Origin of the sequence: Novosphingobium sp. SG751A, from assembly GCF_013149295.1 — a bacterium.
GTDB lineage: Bacteria > Pseudomonadota > Alphaproteobacteria > Sphingomonadales > Sphingomonadaceae > Novosphingobium.
In genome coordinates this window covers 58,631-77,859 of record NZ_JABGCB010000003.1, presented here as the reverse complement: position 1 = coordinate 77,859, position 19,229 = coordinate 58,631, and the positions used below count along the sequence as shown (strand labels likewise).

The window sequence follows — 19,229 nt, the reverse complement described above, 5'->3', positions numbered from 1 at the left end:
CTTTTGTCTCAACCCCGCCCGATCAGCGCGATCTGGCGGCCGTAATCGGCCTCGCCCGCATGGGTGGCGCGGCGAAAGGAATAGAATCTGTCGGAATCGGCATAGGTGTCCAGCCCCAGCCCCTCAACCACGCCAACGCCATATTCCGCCAGCCGATCAGCGACATAGGCTTCGAGCGCGAAGTGATAATGCCCCTCGCGCCCGGCCATAAAGAAACGCTCGTGGCGCGCGGCCTGCGCAAGGAAGCGCGCACGAAAAGCCTCGTCCACTTCATAGGATTTTTGTGCGATGCACGGCCCGATGGCCGCCCCAATTCTTTCGCGCCGCGCGCCCAAGGCCTCCATCGCATCGACCGTGGCCTCGCAAACACCCGTAAAGGCGCCCTTCCACCCGGCATGGGCCGCGCCCACCACGCCCGCCTGCACATCGGCAAACAGCACCGGCGCGCAATCGGCGGTCAGCACGCCCAGCACGATTCCCGCCCGATCGGTCACCAGCGCATCGGCATGGGGACGATCCGCATCCGGCCATGCATCGGCCACCACACAGACCGCCGAATGCACCTGATAGCAGGTTGCCAGAAACGCGCCGGGCAGCACGCTTTCGGCCGCCAGCCGCCGGTTTTGCGCCACCGCCGCCGGATCATCCGCGCTGCCAAGGCCGACATTCAGCCCCGCCACCGCGCCCACCGACACGCCCCCGCGCCGCCCGAGAAACCCGTGCGGCACCGCGCCCAGAGCCTCGGATCTGATAACCTCAACCAAGGCTCTTGCTCACCTGTTCAAACACGTCCTTCGACAGGCCGGGCGTGGCCAGTATCCGGTCAAGCTGCGCCTTCATCAAGGCGCTGCGCCCCGCCTCCACCCGCCGCCAGCGGCCCAGCGAGGGCACGAAACGCGCCGCCGTCTGGGCATTGATCGGGTCGAGCGCGAGGATCAGGTCGCCGATCAGACGATAGCCCTCGCCCCCCGCATCATGGAAGCCCGCCGGATTGACCGCCAGCGCCATATACAGCGCCCGCGCCCGGTTGGGATTGTGAATGGTAAAATCAGGATGCCCGGCCAGCGCCTTCACATGGGCCAGCACATCGCGGTGCAGGGAACCTGCCTGAAGCGAAAACCACTTGTCGATCACCAGCGCATTGCCCTCGTGCCGCTTGTGGAAATCCTCCAGCTTTTCCTCGCGCAGCGGGCTGTCCAATCCGCACAGCACCATCAGCGCGCCCTGCCTGTCGGTCATATTGGTGGCGGCATCATATTGCGCGGCGGCACGCGGGGCGGCCTCGGCGCCCTGCGCGGCGGCCAGATAGACCAGCGCCTGCGTTTTCACCTTGCGCGCGCCCTTGGCCGCCGCGTCGAGGCCAAAAGGCACCGCGCTCGCCCGGTCATGCAGCGCGGCAAAGGCATCGTCCAATTCCGTGCCCAGCCATGCCTTCAACCCCTCGCGCTCGCCATGCAGCAGGCCCGGATCGACCACCGGCAATTGTTCCGCCAGATAGGCATAGGGCGGCAGGATCAGCAATTCGCCGCGCATCAGATCGTCGATGGCGGGATCGTTCAGGATCGCCAGCATCGCCTCGCCAATCGCCGCGCGCTCGGCGGCGCGGCGGGCGTCATTCATCGCCCCCAAAGCGGCGGCCACCAAATGGCGCACCATCAGGCTCTGCATCGCCTCATAGCGGGCAAAGGGGTCATCATCATGCGCGGCCAGAAACACCAGATCATCCAGACTGGTATCGGCCTCAATGGTCACAGGCGCCGAAAAACCCCGGTTGATCGAGAGCACCGGGCGCGTCGGCCAGCCGGAAAAGCGGTGCTCCTCCTGCGCGGCGGTCATCACAACCAACTCCTCGCCGCGATGCGCGCCCGTGGCCGGGTCAAACAGCGCCAGACGCAGCGGGATCGGCACCGGCAACTTGTCCGGCTGCCCCGGCGTGGGCGGCACCTGCTGCGTCAGCATCAGCACCGCCTCCTCGCCCTCATGGGCAAAGCTTACCTTCACGCGCGGCGTGCCGGCCTGCGCATACCACAGGCGGAATTGCGTCAGGTCCAGCCCCGCCCCTTCCTCGATGGCGCGGATGAAATCCTCACACGTCGCCGCCTCGCCATCGTGGCGGGCGAAATAGAGGTCAGTGCCCGCGCGGAAACGTTCGGGTCCGGCCATCACCCGCATCATGCGGATCACCTCGGCGCCCTTATTATAGACGGTGGCGGTGTAGAAATTGCTGATTTCCTGATAGGAATCGGGCCGGATCGGATGGGCCAGCGGCCCGCTGTCCTCGGGGAACTGGGCGCTGCGCAAAATCCGCACATCCTCGATGCGCTTGACCGGCTCGGACCCCATATCCGCGCTGAACATCTGATCGCGCAGGACGGTAAAGCCTTCCTTCAGGCTCAATTGAAACCAGTCGCGGCAGGTGATGCGGTTGCCCGACCAGTTGTGGAAATATTCATGGCCGATCACGCCTTCCACCGCATCATAATCGCCATCGGTCGCCGTTTCCGGGTCGGCCAGCACATAGCGCGTGTTAAAGACATTCAGCCCCTTGTTCTCCATCGCCCCCATGTTGAAATCCGACACGGCCACGATGTTGAACAGATCAAGGTCATAGGCACGGCCAAAGACCTCCTCGTCCCATTTCATCGAATTGATGAGGCTGCGCATCGCGTGGGTCGTGCGCCCCTCGTCGCCGCTGCGCGTATAGATGTTTAGGGTGACCTGCCGCCCCTCCATCGTGGTGAAATGGTCGGTCGTGGCCACCAGATCGCCCGCCACCAAGGCAAACAGATAGGACGGCTTGGGCCATGGATCGTGCCATTCGGCCCAATGCGTGCCGTCGCCATTGTCGCCCTGCGCCACCGGATTGCCGTTGCACAGCAGCACCGGGAAAGCCTCGCGGCTGCCCTCCATCCGCACGCGATAGATGCTCAGCACATCGGGGCGGTCGGGGTGAAACGCGATGCGGCGAAAGCCCTCGGCCTCGCATTGGGTGCAAAGCATCCCGCCCGAGGCGTAAAGGCCCATAAGCTGGCTGTTGGCAGCGGGATGAATCGCGGTTTCCACCACGATCTCATGATTGTCGTCGGCCAGGTCAATCAGCAGATCGTCCCCCTCCATCCGCCAGTCATTGCGCACCACCTCGTCCACCTCGACCAACAGCGCGGTCAAGCCGTCGCCCTTCAGGCGGATCGTCTGATCGCCCCGCGCATCAGGATTGCGGCGCACGGATAATTGCGCGCGCACCCGCGTTTCCTCAAGCCCGAGGCGAAATTCCAAATCGACCTGCGGCACCAGCCATGCAGGCGGCAGATAATCCTCGCGGCGGATCACGGCGGGGGCGGCAACAGGGGCGGCAGGGGCGTTCATGGCATCCATCATGCCTTCCTTATGTGGCCAAGCCTTTCCGAATGCCAGTATTTCCGATTAACCGCATTTCCGATTAACCGCATTTCCGATTATGATTGCCCCTATGAAAACCATGCTGATCTTTGGTCTGGGCTATAGCGCCCGCGCAATCGCCCGCCGCCTGGCCGCTGACGGCTGGCATATCGAGGCCACAGGCAGCGCGGGCACGATGGATTTCGCCGATGAAGACGCGGTGCGCGCCGCGCTGGAGCGCGCCGACGCGGTTTTGTCCAGCGTGCCGCCGGCCGAAGAGGTTGACCCGGTGCTGGCGCGCTATGGCGCGGATCTGGGCGGGGTGGGCTGGCTGGGATATTTGTCCTCCACCGGGGTCTATGGCGATTGCGGCGGGGCATGGGTGGATGAAAGCGCCCCCGTGGGCCTCGGGCGGCGCAGCGCGCGGGCGCGGGCCGATGCGGCATGGCTGGATCGCGGGGCGCGGGTGCTGCGCCTGCCGGGGATCTATGGGCCGAAACGATCCGCCTTCGACCGCGTGGCGCAAGGCCGCGCCCACCGCGTCGATCTGCCCGGCCAGATCTTCAGCCGCATCCATGTGGAGGATATCGCCGGGGCCGCTCATGCCGCCCTGTCCGCCCCGCCCGGCGCCTATAACATCGCCGACGACATGCCCGCCCCGCAAAACGCCGTGATCGAGGAAGCCTGCCGGATCTCCGGCCTCCCCCTGCCCCCCCTGCTGGCCGCGCAGGATGTGCCCCCCGCCTCGCGCGCCTTCTATGCCGAGAACCGCCGCGTGGCCAACGGCAAGGCCCGGCGGGTGATGGGATGGCGGCCGGTGTTTGCCGATTATCGCGCGGGGTTGCGGGCGATTTGGGAAGAGGAAGGCGGGGTTATATAGGCGTTTTTATTGCCTCCGGCGGGCAAAGGGCGGGGGCCCTTTGCAATCCCGTTACTGTATAGGGTGTGCCACGGGTTCGGCGTTGTGTGTCGGACGTAATGTTGGGGTTTGAAAGCCTGCGGCGCGGCGAACTCCTGCCTGAGGCGCCGCAGGCTCTATATTCCTTGGGCGCGTCCGACACACAACGCTAAGCCCTATGCGCCACGCATACAGTAACGGGAGCGCGAGGGACGAGTCCCTCGCATCATCCTTTCCTTCTTCACACCCCCCGCAACGCCTTCGCCAAAGCCATCACTTCCTCATCCTCACTGTTCCACGCGGTAACGAAACGCGCGGTCGCCTCGTCCCAGTCATAAAAGGCAAAGCCCGCCCCCCGCACAGCCGCCCTTTCCGCCGCATTCAGGCGCACAAACACCTCATTCGCCTCCACCGGATGGACCAGCCTTTCGCCCGCCGCCGCCGCGATTTCAGCCGCCGCCGCATTGGCGCGGCGGGCATTGTCCAGCCACAGGTCGCCCTTCAGCATGGCGAGGATCTGCGCCGCCAGATAGCGGCCCTTGGATTGCAGATGCCCGGCGCGCTTGCGGTTATAGCGGGTAGCCTCGATCATGTCGGGGGCGAAGAAGACCAGCGCCTCGGCCCCCATCCCGCCGTTTTTGACAAAGCCGAAGGAGAGCGCCTCGACCCCGCCCTCGCAACTGGCCGCCGCGGGCGAGCATTCCAGATATGCCACCGCATTGGCAAAGCGCGCGCCATCCATATGGAAACGCAGCCCCTTTTCCCGCGCCAGCGCACCCATCGCCGCCACCTCGCCGGGCGTATAGACGCATCCCGCTTCGCTGGCCTGGGTAATGGACAGCGCGGTGACGGGCGTGTGCTCCACCCCCATGCCCACCCTGGCCAGCCGCGCACCGGCACTCTCGGGCGTCATTTTCGCATGATCCCCGCCCGCCAGAATCAGTTTCGCCCCATGCGTAAAGAACCCGGGCGCCCCGCATTCGTCCCGCTCGATATGGGCCAGTTCGTGGCACAGCACCGCGCCATAGGGCGGCGCCATCGCGGCCAGCGCGAGGCAATTGGCAGCCGTCCCGCTGGCCACCCAGATCGCGCTGCATGGCCGGGCGAACAGCGCGGAAAAGGCGTCATCAAGCGCGGCGCTCAGATTGTCGCCGTCATAGGGAGGCTGTGGCCCGTCGGCGGCCTTCATCGCGGACCATACGGCGGGGTGAACGGGGGCGGCATTGTCGGACATGAATGGCATGGGGGCGTTTGTGCGGACGCCGCCGGGGCGCGTCAATACGCCGGATGGACCAGACTCCAACCCTTTGTTAGCTTTGCCCCGATATGAGAGCGGCAAAGCTAACAAAGGGTTCTGGGCAATGAAGGTTCTGGTTACGGGCGCGGCGGGTTTCATCGGCTACAGCCTTGCGGTCAAACTGTTGGCGCGCGGCGACAGCGTGATCGGCCTCGACATGGTCAACGATTATTATGACGTGACGCTCAAGGAAGCTCGCCTCGCCCGCCTGCGTGAGTTGGGCGGCAATCGCTTCACCTTCGTGCGACAGGATTTCTCGCAATACGAACCGCTGGTCGAATCGCTTGCGGGCCTCGAATTCGACCGCATCGTCCATCTGGGCGCGCAGGCGGGCGTGCGCTATTCGATCACCAACCCCCACGCCTATCTGCACTCCAACCTTGCCGGGCACCTCAACATGCTCGAAATCGGGCGGCACCGGGGCGTGGAAAACATGGTCTATGCCTCCTCCTCCTCGGTCTATGGCGGCAACACCAAGCTGCCCTTCGCCGTCGAAGACCGCGTCGACCAGCCCATCAGCCTCTATGCCGCCACCAAAAAGGCCGACGAGCTGATGAGCGAAACCTACGCCCATCTCTATCGCCTGCCGCTGACGGGCCTGCGCTTCTTCACTGTCTATGGTCCGTGGGGCCGCCCCGACATGATGATGTGGATCTTTGCCAAGAACATTGCGGCGGGCCAGCCCATCCCCGTTTTCAACAACGGCGACATGTACCGCGACTTCACCTATATCGACGACATCATCGCCGGCGTCATGGCCTCCCTAGACAACCCCGCCCCCGACGATGGGCTTGAAAAGGCCGGCGGATCGACCAAACCCCACCGCCTCTACAACATCGGCAACCATTCCAGCGAACACCTGATGCGCGTGGTCGAAATCCTCGAAGAACAGATCGGCAAAAAAGCCATCATCGACTTCCAGCCCATGCAGCCGGGCGACGTGCGCCAGTCCTTCGCCGACATCGACGCCATCGCCCGCGACCACGGATACGCGCCGACAACCAGCATCGACGTTGGCGTGCCCAAGTTTATCGAGTGGTATAAGGAATATCATGGGGTTTGATTTGGGGGCGTTGATCGCTGCGCGATGATGCCTCCGGCGGGCAAAGGGCCTCGGCCCTTTGCAATCCCGTTGCTGTCTTTGTCGTGCCAGGGATTCGGCGCGGCGCTGGGCCGCAATGTGGCGGGTTTTGAAAGCCGCTGTGCGGCCGGAAAATGTACGGAACGTTAGGGGGAGCTGACGCTATTTACTCGTCCCAGTTCTCATCATCCCCGGCGAACTCCAGAAACATTTTCGCACGCGCGGCAAGAAGAGGGGCTAACTCTGCATGGCGCTTGCCGCCGCCCAATTGCCAGCTGTCGAAAGTCTCCTCCTTCAGCCACTTTTCCGCAGCAATCTGCCAACGCCGCCCGATGTCACGCAGGCCTTGTCGCGGGTGACGCTCGCCACGACATTCAGTGTAGTCCATTGGAAAATCACCGGATACTGCCCACCATCCGACGGAACCGGGGTGTTCTGCGCTTTCAACAGCCCACACCGACAGGATTGGCGCCATATGCCAAGCAGGCCATTCGCCAACACCTGTCGAGGCGCATTTCTCGTCAGCAAGATAAGCCATAACGTTGGCTCGTTGCTCCGCGCACCAGCGTTCTTCATCTTCATCGGACATGTCGTCGGTCATGGCCAATTTAGGTGGTAGCCATGGCCACAGGTCAAGTCATTTTAATGCCGCCTTTGGCACCATGTCCGGAACATCTCTTTTCTTCCCGCGAAGCGGCTTATCTGCCCTTCCCGACATCGCCTCAAAACACAACGCGGCAATCCCGCCGCAACGCATACAGTAACGGGATTGCAAAGGGCCCCCGCCCTTTGCCCGCCGGAGGCATCTTAAATCTCAAAACCCCCAAACCCATCAAACACCAAAAAGGCCGCGCAAGGCGTCATGCCCCACGCGGCCCTTGATGGGAAAACGCCTGCGGTAAATCAGGCCAGAGCCAGTTCCTGCGTATCGGCCAGCACGCTGCGATAGTGGCGGGCGCGCTTCAGATGGCGGTCGCGCTTTTCCGGGTGCCGGGCGCAGGCGGCCAGCAGATAGCAGCGATCGATACGGCGGATCAGAAAATCGGCGCTCCATGCTTGTGCCATTGGACCATCTCCTGTGCTTATATCTCTACTGATGGAATAGACATAGTTTGCCGCGAATCGGCGCCCTGTTTCAACCCCCATGCGCCGGATCGAGGGTAGCTTGCGTTGACCTGAACCAATTCGCAATAAGAAAAATCTGTCCTACACGAAACCATATGGGTTATTTACCCTGCCATCCGCAACCGCCCTGATGCATAAGGACCGATGCGGTAATTCAGGCCGGCGCCGTTGGGCCGGGATCATGGCGAAAGGGTTAATCAAGCCGTGGACCACGCCGCAAAGCGCCAACCGGAGGGACGGGCCAAGCACCGTCATGGCAGGCCTTGCGAGCCCACCTGTCATGACCGCCCGATCCGCCGATGGGGCCGAATCGGGCTGTGAAGCAAGGCGGCTACCCGATCATTCGCACGCGCACGCGGCCCTTTCGCGCCCGGTGTTCAAGGGCGCCCACGGTGTCGGCCTGATCTCTCAAGCCAACCGCCGGTCTTGTGGCCAGCGGGCATTTGCCATGCCCGCTGGAAATGCCCGCTGGAAATGCCCGGATGCTACTTCGCGCTTTCGGCCGCCGAGGCCGCATCGGCCGGAGCCGCCGCCGCATCGCCTGCAGGCGCCGCCGCAGCAGGAGCCGCAGGCAGGGGCAGGTTCGAACCTTGCTGGTTCAGATAGACCATGACCGCCGCGCGATCCTCAGCCGATTCCAAGCCTGCAAAGGTCATCTTGGTGCCATCGGCAAAGGCGCGCGGATTCTTCAGCCACTCGTTCATCTGGGCAAAGTCCCACTTGCCCCCCTTGGCCGACAGGCCTGCCGAGAAGGCAAAGCCCCCGCGCCCATGCCCGATTTCATCGCCAAGGATGCCATGAATATTCGGACCGATCCCATTGGGACCGCCCGCCGTGATCGTATGGCACGATGCGCATTTGGCGAAAACCTGCGCGCCCTTGGCGGGGTCCGCCTTGGCCAACAGTTCCTCGATCGGCGCCTCGGCCGGGCCGGATTTGGCCCCCGACACGCCTTCAATAGGAAAGCCCATGTTTTCGGGGCGGTTTTCCTTGTCGGCGCGGAAATAGTGGCCCGACAGGCTGGATAGTCCCAGCGCAACCACAGCAGAACCCAAAACCCAACCGGCAATGGTATTGAAACGACCGCTCATCAACAATGCCCCGTCCCATTATGGGTTGCGACAGAGTGTCGAAACCCGTTTTGCCCTCTGGTGTAGAGAGCGTGAAACCCAAGCGCAAGGCGGATTTCATCCGCGCGCCAGTAATCCGCCCACACCCGACACAATGCCCGATACAATTCGCATCGAACAGACTATCGGCAAAGCCTACTGGCGCGAGGCGTAAAATCAGCCTAAGCGCCAGACCGCTATGCACAGCTATCCTACGCCCGCTCTGATCCAGGTCAAAGAACTGACCGCCCAAGCCGCTGAAAATCCTGCACGCGCGATTGCGTTTCAGGGTGCGCCGGGGTGCAACTCGCACCGCGCGGCGCTGGAATATGCGCCGCAATGCGCGCCTTTGCCCTGTTTCAGCTTTGAAGACGCGCTGGATGCGGTCAAAGAAGGCCGCGCTGATCGGGCGATCATCCCCATCGAAAACAGCCAGCATGGCCGCGTGGCCGACATCCATTTCCTGCTGCCCGAAAGCGGACTGTCGATCGTGGGCGAACATTTTCTCTCGATCGAACATGCGCTGATGGCGCTGCCGGGCGCGAAGGGCCCGTTCGCCGCCGCCTATTCCCATCCTCAGGCGCTGGGCCAGTCGCGCCATTATCTGCGCGCGCGCGGCATCGTGCCCATGGCCTATGCCGACACCGCCGGGGCCGCCGCCTTTGTCAAGGAACAGAGCGATCTGGCCGCCGCCGCGATTGCGCCTGCGCTGGCGGCCTCGCTCTATGGTCTCGATATTGTCGAGTATAATGTCGAGGACGCCGCCGACAACACCACGCGCTTTGTCGTGCTGGCCCGCGCCCCGCTCGATCCCGCGACCATCGAGGGCACCGCGATGACCACGATGATCTTCGAGGTCCGCAACGTGCCCGCCGCGCTCTACAAGGCGATGGGCGGCTTTGCCACCAACGGGGTCAACATGACCAAGCTGGAATCCTATCAGAAGGGCGCCACCTTCTCGGCCACGATGTTCTTTGTCGATATCGTGGGCAAGCCGGGCGAGGAACCGGTGGACCGCGCGCTCGAAGAAGTCGCCTTCCATTGCAAGGACCTGCGCCTGCTGGGCAGCTATGCCCAAAGCCGCCCGCGCGGGTAACGCTGCACGCTTGCGCGCATAAGGGTGATCGCTTGCGCTGGGCCTGACGACGTGTAAGAACCTGTCCGCGATGGCAATTCGGGACAGAGACGTCAGGTGAGCGCAGCAGCGTCCCAAACACCCCATCAAGCATGGCGCGCGATCCGCGATGCGCGCGACCTGCAATTCACCCCCCTGCCCAACTGGACCCCAGCGCCCACGCCCGATTGGGTCAAGGCGCTGGCCCGTTTCCTGCGCGATCTGTTCGAGCCGGTGGGCCGGGCGCTGGGCCTGTCATGGCCGGTGATGGAAAAGATCCTGATCGGCCTGCTGGCGCTGGGCGTGGCGCTGCTGCTCTGGCGGATCGGGGCCGGGCTTTGGGCCATGCGCCGCCCCGCCCCCCCCGCCCCGGAATTTCATCTCGACGCCGCCGCCGCCCGCGCCCTGCTGGACGAGGCCGATGCGCTGGCCGCGCAGGGCCGCTTTGACGAGGCGACCCACCTGCTCCTGCTGCGCAGCCTCGAACATATTGCCGCGGCCCGCCCCAGCGCCCTGACGCCCGCCAGCACCGCGCGCGAAATCGCCGCGCTGGCTTTTCTGTCGGCCCCGGCACGCGCCACCTTTGGCCGGATCGCCGCGCTGGTCGAACAGGGGCGCTATGCGCTCCACCCCCTTGGCGCACAGGACTGGGCGACAGCCCGCGCTGCTTATGCCGATTTTGCGGCCCGCCCTCTGGCATGAACGCCCGCAGCCCCTTTTCGCCCCTGTCGGCCCTTGCGCTGGTGCTGGCGGGCGGCGCCTTGCTGGTGGCGATGCTGTGGATGATCGGCGCGGGCGTGGCGGCGGGCGATATCAATGATGGCGGCGCGCATGGCGGCGGGCGGGGGCTCAACGGCTATGGTGCCCTCTATCGCCTGCTCGAACAGACCGGCCATGACACCGACTATGCCCGCGACGACAATGGCCTGCGCCAACCCGGCCTGCTGATCCTGACCCCGCCGCACGAGGCGCAGGGGGCCGACATCAACCGCATCGTCACGCTTCACCGCCGCTATGGGCCGGTATTGGTCATCACCCCCAAATGGATGGCCACCGGCGCCGACACAAGGCAGCCCGGCGTGCAGGACGGCTGGGTCCGGCTGGGCAAGGCGCGCACGCCCGAATGGGAAGGCTTCCTTGACGATGTGGGGGTGACCATTGGCCCCGCCGCCGCGCCCGCGGCCGACCTGCGCGGCGCGCATGCCGCCCTGCTCGCTCCGGCCCACGTGATGAGCGGGACGGGCCAAAATCTGGCCCCCCGCGTGGTCGATGCCGGGGGCCGCATTCTGGCCGCCACCTATCGCCAACAGGACGGCGCGCCGCTGGCGCTGATCTTTGAGCCCGATCTGGCCAACAATGCCGGGTTTGCGCGCGAGGAAAACGCCGCCATCACCCTGCGCCTGATCGACGACCTGTTGCCGCCGGGCCAAAGGCAAGTGCGTTTCGACCTCACGCTCAACGGCCATGGGCGGACCCCCAATCTGCTCACGCTGGCCTTTACCCCGCCCTATCTGGCCGCCACGCTGGCGCTGATTCTGGCCGGGGTGGCGGTCTTGTGGCGGGCCTATGCGCGCTTTGGTCCGCCCTTGTCCCCGGCGCGCGACATCGCCTTTGGCAAGCGGGCGCTGGCAGAGAATTCGGCCGGGCTGATCGCGCGGGCGCGGCGGTTTCATCTGCTGCCCGCGCCCTATGCCGATGCGGCGCGGGGGCGGATCGCGGCGGCGCTGGGCCTTGCCCCCCATGGCGATCCGGCCATGATCGACGCCGCCATCGAGCGCACCCTGTCTGCTCGCGCGCCAGAATTGAGCTATACCGCCGCCAGCGCCGCCCTGCGCGCCGCGCGGCGCCCATCCGAAATCCTGCGCGCCGCGCGCCAGTTGCATGATGTCGAAAGGTTATTGACCCGATGAGTGAAGCACTCTCCCTTTCCGCCCTCTCGGATCTGGCCGGGGCCATCCGCGACCGGATCGCGCAAGCGGTGGTCGGACAGGTCGATGCGGTCGATCATCTGCTGGTGGCGCTGTTTGCGCGGGGCCATGTCCTGCTCGAAGGCCCGCCCGGCACCGCCAAGACGCTGTTGGCCCAGACATTTGCCGCCACGCTTGGCCTGCAATTCGGGCGGATTCAATTCACCCCCGATCTGATGCCGGGCGATATTCTCGGCTCCAACCTGTTCAATTTCCAGACCAGCCAGTTCACCCTGACGCGCGGGCCGATCTTTTGCGACCTGCTGCTGGCCGATGAAATCAACCGCACCCCGCCCAAGACGCAGGCCGCCCTGCTCGAAGCCATGCAGGAGCGGCGGGTGACGCTGGACGGGACGGCGCACCGCCTGCCCGATCATTTCATGGTGGTGGCCACGCAAAACCCCATCGAATCCCAAGGCGTCTATCCCCTGCCCGAGGCGCAGCTCGACCGCTTCCTGTTCAAGCTCACCATCCCCTATCCCGATGCGCAGGAGGAGGCGCGGATCATCGCCCGCTATGGCGCGCAAGCGTCGGTGGCCGATATTGCCCCCGTGCTTTCACCCGAACAATTGGCCGCCGCCAATGCGACCGTGGCTGGCATCACGCTGGCCCAGCCTTTGGTCGATTATATCGTACGCCTGATCCGCGCCACGCGCGAAAGCGCCGACCTGTCCTGCGGCGCATCCCCGCGTGCCGGCGTGCTGCTGGCCCATGCGGCGCGGGCGCGGGCGGCGTTGGGGGGCCGCGATTATGTGCTGCCCGATGATGTAAAAGCGCTGGCCCCCGCCGTGCTGCGCCATCGCCTGTTGCTTTCCCCCGCCGCCGAGATTGAGGGGCGGCAGGCCGAAGGGCTGGTGGCCGAGATCATTGCCCGGACCGAGGCGCCGCGCTGAAGTGATAGGCCGGATCGCCCCCGGACTGCGCCTTGCCGCCGCTCTGATGCGCCCCGGCGTGGCGCCCGCGCCGCGCTGCGTGCTGGCGCTGGTCGCGCTGGGGCCGGTGGCGGTGGTGCTGGCCGGGTTTGTTCCGGCGCTGTGGATTGCCGCACCCTTGCTGGGCCTGTTGCTGCTGGGGCTGGTGCTGGTCGATGGGGCGCTGGCCGGACGGCTGGAGGAGGCCCATATCTCCGCCCCCGCCGAGGCCGAAATCGGCCAGAGCGCGGCGATCACCATCCGCGCCCGCCTGTCGCGGCCCGCCCAAATGGAGGCCGCCCTCGCCCTCGACCCGCGCCTTGCGCCGGGGGGTAAGCTGAGCGCCACCCTGACCGGCGAGGAAGCGCGGGCCCCTTTCACCCCCAGCCGCCGTTGCCATGGCGCTATCGACACGCTCTGGCTGCGCTGGCGCGGGCCGCTGGGCCTTGCCATGCGGATTGAGCGGCGCGAGGTGGATGCCTCGGTGCGCGTACTGCCCTCGGTGGCAGCCCTGCGCGGCCCCACGATGCAGACCTATCTGCGCGACGCCTCGCTGGGCCTGATCGCGCGGCGGCTGCGCGGCGAAGGGCAGATGTTCGAGACGCTGACCGAATATCAGCCCGGCATGGACCGTCGCCGCATCGACTGGAAAGTCTCGGCCCGCCACGCCCATCTCTATGCCAAGGAATATGAGGTCGAGCGCAACAACCCCATCGTGCTGGCGATGGATTGCGGGGCGGCCATGTGCGAGCCGGTGGCGGGCCTGCCAAGGCTGGATCGGGCGGTCAGCGCGGCGCTGCAAATGGCGTGGGTCGCGCTCAAAGGGGGCGACCGGGTCTCGCTTTTCGGCTTTGCCGCGCGGGTGATCGTCTCCACGCCCTTTGTGGCCGACACGCGCGATTTTCACCGCCTTCGCAGCGCGGCGGCCGATCTGGATTACACCGCGCGCGAGGCCAATTTCACGCTGGCCCTGTCCACATTGGCCCAGCAACTGGCGCGGCGCTCGCTCATCGTGGTCTTCTCCGAATTTGCCGATCCCACCAGCGCCGAGCTGATGATCGAATCGATCGGGCGGCTGATCGCGCGCCATCGGGTGCTGTTCGTCTGCCTGCGCGACGAGGAACTCGAAACGCTGGCGGGCGGCGAGGTGGTCGATATGGAGGCGCTGGGCGGATCGGTGGCGGCAAGCGCCTTGCTGCGCCAGCGCGAATGGGTGCTGATGCGGCTGCGCGCGATGGGGGTCGATGTGGTCGAGGCCGCGCATGACGCGGTGGGCGCACGCCTGCTCGACGCCTATATGGCCATCCGCAGCCGGGGAGGGATCGGATGAGGAACTGGCCAGAGCTTATCCGCGCCCGTTTTCGCGCAGGGCCCGCGCAGGCCCAACCCGCCCCGCCCGCCACCCTGCGCTCCGACCGCTTTCGTCAGGCCCGCGAGGGCGACTGGCGGCGGCTGGAGGCCATCGTCACGGCGGTGGAGCAAGGACGGCTGCGGCGCCTGTCGGATGCCGATCTGCTCGATCTGCCGGTGCTTTATCGTCAATTGGCCTCCAGCCTTGCGGTGGCCCGCGAAACCAGCCTTGATGCCGCAGCCCTCGCCTATCTGGAAGCGCTGGCGCAAAGGGCATGGTTCATCACCTATGGCCCGCGCGAGAATTTCCGGGGCTGGTTCATGGGCTTCATCCTTGGCGGGTGGAGCCGGGCGGTGCGCGCGATCCGCTTTGACATCCTGATCGCGCTGGCGCTGATGGTGGCAGGCGTGGCGGCGGGGTGGATGATGGTGGCCCATGATCCCTCGCTCTATGGGATGCTGGCCGGGCAAGACCCCGAGCGCAACCCCGGCGCATCGGCCAAACAATTGCGCGAAACCCTGTTTGGCGGACAGGATCAGGACGCGCTGGCCGCCTTTGCCGCCTATCTGTTCGGCCATAATGCCCAGATCGCCATCCTGTGTTTCGCGCTGGGCTTTGCCATCGGCCTGCCCAGCGTGCTGCTGCTGCTGCAAAACAGCGGGATGCTGGGCGCGATGCTCTGGCTGTTTCACGGCAAGGGACTGCTGTTCGATTTCTCGGCATGGATCGCGATCCATGGCACAACCGAATTGTTCGCCATCCTGCTGGCCGGGGCCAGCGGCATCCATATCGGGCGCGCCATCGCCTTTCCGGGCGAGTTCTCGGTGATGGCCAGCACGGCGGCGGCAGGGCGACGGACCGCGCCGGTGATGCTGGGCGTGGTGCTGATGCTGCTGGTGGCCGGGATGCTCGAAGGGTTTGCACGGCAATTGATCGATTCGACGCCGCAAAGGCTCCTCGTCGGGGGCTTTATGCTGACCTTCTGGCTGGTCTATTTCTTTGTGTTTGGTGCGCGCAAATGAGCCCCGAGAGCCACTTGCGGCCCGATCAGCGCGAGATTGTCACGCCCGAGGGGCTGACCCTGCGCTTTACGCTGGCGGGGCGCTCGGCGCGGCTGGGGGCGCTGGCGGTGGATCTGGCCTGTATCGGCGCGATCCTGCTGGGGGCGATATTGGCGCTGGTCTATACGCAATCGGGGCTGGGCCAGTGGACGAAGCGACCCGATGCCCGCCATGCCGCGCAATTCCTCTTCATCCTGTGGACCGCGCTGATGTTTCTGCTGCGCAATGGCTGGTTTCTGATCTTTGAACTGGGGCCGCGCGGCGCGACACCGGGCAAGAGGATGCTGGGCCTGCGGATTGCCGCGCGCGATGGGGCGCGACTGACGACCGAAATGGTGCTTGCGCGCAATCTGCTGCGCGATATCGAGATCTTTCTGCCGATGGTCGCGGTGTTTTCCGCTCTGGGCAGTTCAATGGCGGGCGGTCCATCGGCGGGCATGGTCAATTGGGCGGCGGCGGGGTGGTTCCTGCTCTTTGCGCTGTTTCCCCTGTTCAACCGCGACCGATTGCGCGCGGGCGACATGATCGCGGGGACGTGGGTGGTCGAGGCCCCCCGCGCCCGGCTGGAACAGGCCCTGAGCGCAAAACCGGGCGCGCATGAGGCCCCGCCCGACTATGCCTTTGGCCCCGCCGAACTGGCGGTCTATGGCGAGTATGAATTGCAGACGCTGGAACGGGTTTTGCGCGAGGGGCACCATGATGCGATGGAGGCGGTGGCCCATGCGATCTGCGCCAAAATCGGATGGAACGCGCCGCAGGGCGATGAGGTCCGCCGCTTCCTCGACGCCTATTACACCGCGCTGCGGGCGCGGCTCGAACAGGGCCTGCGCTTTGGCCGACGCAAGATGGACAAATTTGACGGAGCAGGACGATGAACATCCGCGAAGATGACCTGAGCGGGCCGGAAATCGCCCGATTGCTGACCTGGCATCTCGATCAGATGCACCGCTGGTCGCCCGCCGACAAGGTGCATGCGATGCCCATCGAGCGGCTGCGCGCGAGCGATGTCACTTTCTATTCGGCATGGGTTGATGGTGAACTGGCCGGATGCGGGGCGATCCGGCATCTTGATGCGGCGCGCGGCGAATTGAAATCCATGCGCGTGGCGCCCGACTATCTGGGGCGCGGCATCGGGCGGGCCATCCTGCATCACCTGATCGCGGTGGCGCGCGGTCGCGGATACCGGCAGGTCTTGCTGGAAACCGGCAAGCCCGAAGCCTTTATCCCGGCGCGGCGATTGTATGAGAGCGAGGGCTTTAGCGAATGCCCCGCCTTTGCCGATTACACCACCGATGACTACAGCCTGTGCATGAGCCGGAATCTGTAAAACCTCTCCCCCTGCCCTGCCACCCTTTCAGAGTAGGCTATTGGGCGGCAGGGCGGGGGGAGACGGCCGATGCCGAAAGGAAATCGCGGAGGCGATTTCCTCAACAGACTCTACATTTGCGACGCAGGGCCAATGCGCTATAGGGCCAGAACAAAGGAGTTGCCCCCATGTCCTCAGTCCGTCCCTGGCGTGATATCGCCCGCCGTCAAAGCCGTCAGATCATGGTCGGCAAGGTTCCCATCGGCGGCGATGCGCCTATCGCGGTCCAGACCATGACCAACACGCTGACCAGCGATGCGGTGGCCACGATCGACCAGATCCGCCGCTGCGAAGAAGCGGGCGCCGATATTGTGCGCGTGTCCTGCCCCGATGTCGAATCGACGGCGGCCTTCAAGCAGATCGCGCGCGCCTCGCGGGTGCCTTTGGTGGCCGACATCCATTTCCATTATAAGCGCGCTCTGGAAGCGGCCGATGCGGGCGCGGCCTGTCTGCGCATCAACCCCGGCAATATCGGCGGGTCTGACCGCGTGGCCGAAGTGGTGCGCGCGGCCAAGGCCAATGGCTGCTCGATCCGCATCGGCGTGAACGCAGGGTCTTTGGAAAAGGACCTGCTGGAAAAATATGGCGAGCCCTGCCCCGAGGCGCTGATCGAATCCGCGCTCGATCATATCAAGCTGCTTCAGGACCACGACTTCCACGAATATAAGGTGGCGGTGAAGGCTTCGGACGTGTTCCTGGCCGTCTCTGCCTATATGGGGCTGGCCGATGCGGTCGATTGCCCGCTGCATCTGGGCATCACCGAGGCGGGCGGCCTGATCGGCGGCACCGTGAAAAGCGCCATCGGCATGGGCAATCTGCTGTGGGCCGGGATCGGCGACACGATCCGCGTTTCGCTCTCGGCCCCGCCGGAGGAAGAAGTGCGCGTCGGTTTTGAGATCCTCAAGTCTCTGGGCCTGCGCACGCGCGGCGTGCGGGTGGTTTCGTGCCCCTCCTGCGCGCGTCAGGGCTTTGACGTCATCAAGACCGTCGAGGCGCTGGAAACCCGCCTCAGCCACATCAAGACCCCGCTCTCGCTCTCGGTGCTGGGCTGCGTCGTCAATGGTCCGGGCGAGGCGCGCGAAACCGACATTGGCCTGACGGGCGGCGGCAATGGCAAGCATATGGTCTATCTCTCGGGCGTGACCGACCACACGGTGCAGAGCGAGGATATGCTCGAACATATCGTCAAGCTGGTCGAGGCCAAAGCGGCCGAGATCGAGGCGGCGACTGTGGAAACCGAAGCGGCGGAATGAACATTCGTTTCCCCGTTCGCGTTGCAACGGCCATCATGGCGGCGGCCGCTCTGGCCGCCAACCCAGTCTTTGCCAAAGAAAAGTTTGACGAAGCAGGGTATAAAGCCGCGATTGCCAAGGCCGAGAACGGGGATGCGGACGTCGATTATGGCTGGCTCCGCAAACAGGCGACCGTGGCTTCGGGATTTTTCGGCAGCAATTGGGAAACGCGGCAAAAGGCCGAGGAACTCTATCAGCAGGAACCGGACAAGGCACTGGCGCTTGCCAAGGCCCGAATAGTGCAGGACTGGACCGATTTTCTGCCGCATATGATGGCCGCCCACATCCATCGCACGCTTGAACAGCCCGCCGAGGCGGAGCGGCAAAACCGGATCGCCATGGGCCTGCTGCGCTCCATCGCCGGAGGGCATAAGGGAACCTCAGCCGAGGATGCGTTCAACGCCGTGAATGTGCCCGAGGAATATCGCATCCTGATGACCATGGGGCTGATACCGGAGCGGCAGGCGCTGGTGCCCAAGGACGGGCACAATTTCGACGTATTCACGATCAACGCCCGCGAGGGTAAACCGGCGCGCGAAGTGTGGTTCAACATCGACGCGTTCTTTGGGAAGCAATTCTAAATCAACCTGGCCGCGATTGGTGCCTTGGCCCGTGATCGGCAAAGGGACAGAGTGAGGTCGTGGGCGCAGTGAGGGTCGTATGAAGCTTGGATATATGGCACGTTGGGCACTCTGGCCGCTGCTGGCCTTTACGGTCTTCATGGCGCTTTCGCCCAATCCGCCGCAGATGCCGATTGACCGTATGGGCGACAAATTCACCCATATGACCGCCTTTGCTGTGCTGACACTGGTGGCGCGGATGGCCTATCCGGCCATGCCCGCCATGCGCCTGCTGGAACGCATGGCGCTGTTTGGAGCGCTGATCGAGGTGTTTCAGGCCATCCCGGAACTGCACCGTGATTGCGACTGGCGCGATTGGGTGGCCGATATGGCGGCAACATCGGCCATGCTCGCCCTCACTGGCCTGATCGGCCGCTTTAGAGCATCTTTAAGATGACCGAAAACGGGCATCGGCTCGGATGGGCATAAAGAAAGGGCGGCGCCAACCGGCACCGCCCTTCTTTTTTGTTATTCCAGCGATCAGAAGAAGCCGAGCTTCTTCGGGCTGTAGCTGACCAGCAGGTTCTTGGTCTGCTGATAGTGGTCCAGCATCATGCGGTGGGTTTCGCGGCCGATGCCCGACTGCTTGTAGCCACCGAAAGCGGCGTGGGCAGGATAGGCGTGGTAGCAGTTGGTCCACACGCGGCCAGCCTGAATGG

Annotated in this window: 20 protein-coding genes (1 of these 20 cut by a window edge); 13 read left to right on the top strand and 7 right to left on the bottom strand. The window is 64.9% G+C overall.

The features are described 5' to 3' along the window. Nucleotides 1-8 precede the first annotated feature (8 nt). Nucleotides 9-764, bottom strand: a complete 756-nt coding sequence (gene pgeF, locus FHW96_RS04780) for a peptidoglycan editing factor PgeF (RefSeq protein ID WP_172339411.1) — start codon at nucleotides 762-764, stop codon at nucleotides 9-11. Continuing rightward, the gene (pepN, locus tag FHW96_RS04775) at nucleotides 757-3,375 is read right to left on the bottom strand and encodes an aminopeptidase N (protein WP_172339642.1); all 2,619 of its coding nucleotides are present in this window, start codon (nucleotides 3,373-3,375) and stop codon (nucleotides 757-759) included. Before pepN ends, pgeF begins: the two co-directional genes overlap by 8 nt. 94 nt (nucleotides 3,376-3,469) lie before the next feature. Here pepN and FHW96_RS04770 point away from each other — a divergent pair, with 94 nt between their 5' ends. Continuing rightward, a complete protein-coding gene (locus FHW96_RS04770) occupies nucleotides 3,470-4,258 on the top strand; it encodes an SDR family NAD(P)-dependent oxidoreductase (protein WP_172339410.1) in 789 nt (262 codons plus the stop codon). A 259-nt stretch (nucleotides 4,259-4,517) separates the two neighbouring features. Here FHW96_RS04770 and FHW96_RS04765 read toward each other — a convergent pair whose 3' ends face one another. Next, nucleotides 4,518-5,519, bottom strand: a complete 1,002-nt coding sequence (locus FHW96_RS04765) for a low specificity L-threonine aldolase (RefSeq protein ID WP_172339409.1) — start codon at nucleotides 5,517-5,519, stop codon at nucleotides 4,518-4,520. 118 nt (nucleotides 5,520-5,637) lie between these two features. Here FHW96_RS04765 and FHW96_RS04760 point away from each other — a divergent pair, with 118 nt between their 5' ends. Continuing rightward, nucleotides 5,638-6,636, top strand: coding sequence for a GDP-mannose 4,6-dehydratase (locus tag FHW96_RS04760; protein WP_172339408.1), 999 nt, complete (start codon nucleotides 5,638-5,640; stop codon nucleotides 6,634-6,636). Nucleotides 6,637-6,820: 184 nt separating this feature from the next. Here the strand turns inward: FHW96_RS04760 and FHW96_RS04755 are convergent, their stop codons facing one another. From FHW96_RS04755 to FHW96_RS04745, 3 genes are all read right to left on the bottom strand, one after another. Next, on the bottom strand, nucleotides 6,821-7,255 hold the full coding sequence (locus FHW96_RS04755; protein ID WP_172339407.1) for a DUF4826 family protein: 435 nt from the start codon (nucleotides 7,253-7,255) through the stop codon (nucleotides 6,821-6,823). Between the two features lie 302 nt (nucleotides 7,256-7,557). Further along, nucleotides 7,558-7,719 carry a hypothetical protein gene (locus FHW96_RS04750; RefSeq protein WP_172339406.1) on the bottom strand — a complete coding sequence of 54 codons (162 nt, stop codon included), beginning with the start codon at nucleotides 7,717-7,719 and terminating at the stop codon, nucleotides 7,558-7,560. A gap of 545 nt (nucleotides 7,720-8,264) precedes the next feature. Continuing rightward, entirely contained in the window at nucleotides 8,265-8,870 is a 606-nt protein-coding gene (locus FHW96_RS04745) for a cytochrome c family protein (RefSeq protein ID WP_172339405.1), read from the bottom strand. Between the two features lie 217 nt (nucleotides 8,871-9,087). Between FHW96_RS04745 and FHW96_RS04740 the strand changes: the two genes are divergently transcribed. The 11 genes from FHW96_RS04740 (at nucleotide 9,088) to FHW96_RS04690 (ending at nucleotide 18,967) form a co-directional block, all read left to right on the top strand. After that, on the top strand, nucleotides 9,088-9,984 hold the full coding sequence (locus FHW96_RS04740; RefSeq protein ID WP_172339404.1) for a prephenate dehydratase: 897 nt from the start codon (nucleotides 9,088-9,090) through the stop codon (nucleotides 9,982-9,984). Nucleotides 9,985-10,080: 96 nt separating this feature from the next. Continuing rightward, entirely contained in the window at nucleotides 10,081-10,704 is a 624-nt protein-coding gene (locus FHW96_RS04735; RefSeq protein ID WP_172339403.1) for a DUF4129 domain-containing protein, read from the top strand. Beyond that, nucleotides 10,701-11,912, top strand: coding sequence for a DUF4350 domain-containing protein (locus tag FHW96_RS04730; RefSeq protein WP_172339402.1), 1,212 nt, complete (start codon nucleotides 10,701-10,703; stop codon nucleotides 11,910-11,912). Before FHW96_RS04735 ends, FHW96_RS04730 begins: the two co-directional genes overlap by 4 nt. Then, complete coding sequence (locus tag FHW96_RS04725; protein ID WP_172339401.1) at nucleotides 11,909-12,862, top strand: MoxR family ATPase; 954 nt, start codon at nucleotides 11,909-11,911, stop codon at nucleotides 12,860-12,862. The genes FHW96_RS04730 and FHW96_RS04725 overlap by 4 nt, the downstream gene beginning before the upstream one ends. A gap of 1 nt (nucleotide 12,863) precedes the next feature. Continuing rightward, nucleotides 12,864-14,210, top strand: a complete 1,347-nt coding sequence (locus FHW96_RS04720; RefSeq protein WP_371815630.1) for a DUF58 domain-containing protein — start codon at nucleotides 12,864-12,866, stop codon at nucleotides 14,208-14,210. After that, a complete protein-coding gene (locus FHW96_RS04715) occupies nucleotides 14,207-15,253 on the top strand; it encodes a stage II sporulation protein M (RefSeq protein WP_172339400.1) in 1,047 nt (348 codons plus the stop codon). Before FHW96_RS04720 ends, FHW96_RS04715 begins: the two co-directional genes overlap by 4 nt. Then, nucleotides 15,250-16,167, top strand: coding sequence for an RDD family protein (locus tag FHW96_RS04710; protein WP_172339399.1), 918 nt, complete (start codon nucleotides 15,250-15,252; stop codon nucleotides 16,165-16,167). The genes FHW96_RS04715 and FHW96_RS04710 overlap by 4 nt, the downstream gene beginning before the upstream one ends. Further along, nucleotides 16,164-16,619: a GNAT family N-acetyltransferase gene (locus tag FHW96_RS04705; protein ID WP_172339398.1), complete on the top strand. Its 456-nt coding sequence runs from the start codon at nucleotides 16,164-16,166 to the stop codon at nucleotides 16,617-16,619. Before FHW96_RS04710 ends, FHW96_RS04705 begins: the two co-directional genes overlap by 4 nt. Before the next feature lie 167 nt (nucleotides 16,620-16,786). After that, nucleotides 16,787-17,911, top strand: coding sequence for a flavodoxin-dependent (E)-4-hydroxy-3-methylbut-2-enyl-diphosphate synthase (ispG, locus tag FHW96_RS04700; RefSeq protein ID WP_172339397.1), 1,125 nt, complete (start codon nucleotides 16,787-16,789; stop codon nucleotides 17,909-17,911). Then, complete coding sequence (locus tag FHW96_RS04695) at nucleotides 17,908-18,531, top strand: hypothetical protein (protein WP_172339396.1); 624 nt, start codon at nucleotides 17,908-17,910, stop codon at nucleotides 18,529-18,531. Before ispG ends, FHW96_RS04695 begins: the two co-directional genes overlap by 4 nt. A 94-nt stretch (nucleotides 18,532-18,625) precedes the next feature. After that, nucleotides 18,626-18,967, top strand: coding sequence for a hypothetical protein (locus tag FHW96_RS04690; RefSeq protein ID WP_172339395.1), 342 nt, complete (start codon nucleotides 18,626-18,628; stop codon nucleotides 18,965-18,967). Between the two features lie 83 nt (nucleotides 18,968-19,050). Here FHW96_RS04690 and adh read toward each other — a convergent pair whose 3' ends face one another. Next, nucleotides 19,051-19,229, bottom strand: the final stretch of a protein-coding gene (gene adh / locus FHW96_RS04685) for an aldehyde dehydrogenase (protein ID WP_172339394.1). The gene runs 1,342 nt beyond the window's last position; only the last 179 of its 1,521 coding nucleotides appear in the window; its start codon lies off the right edge, out of view; its stop codon occupies nucleotides 19,051-19,053.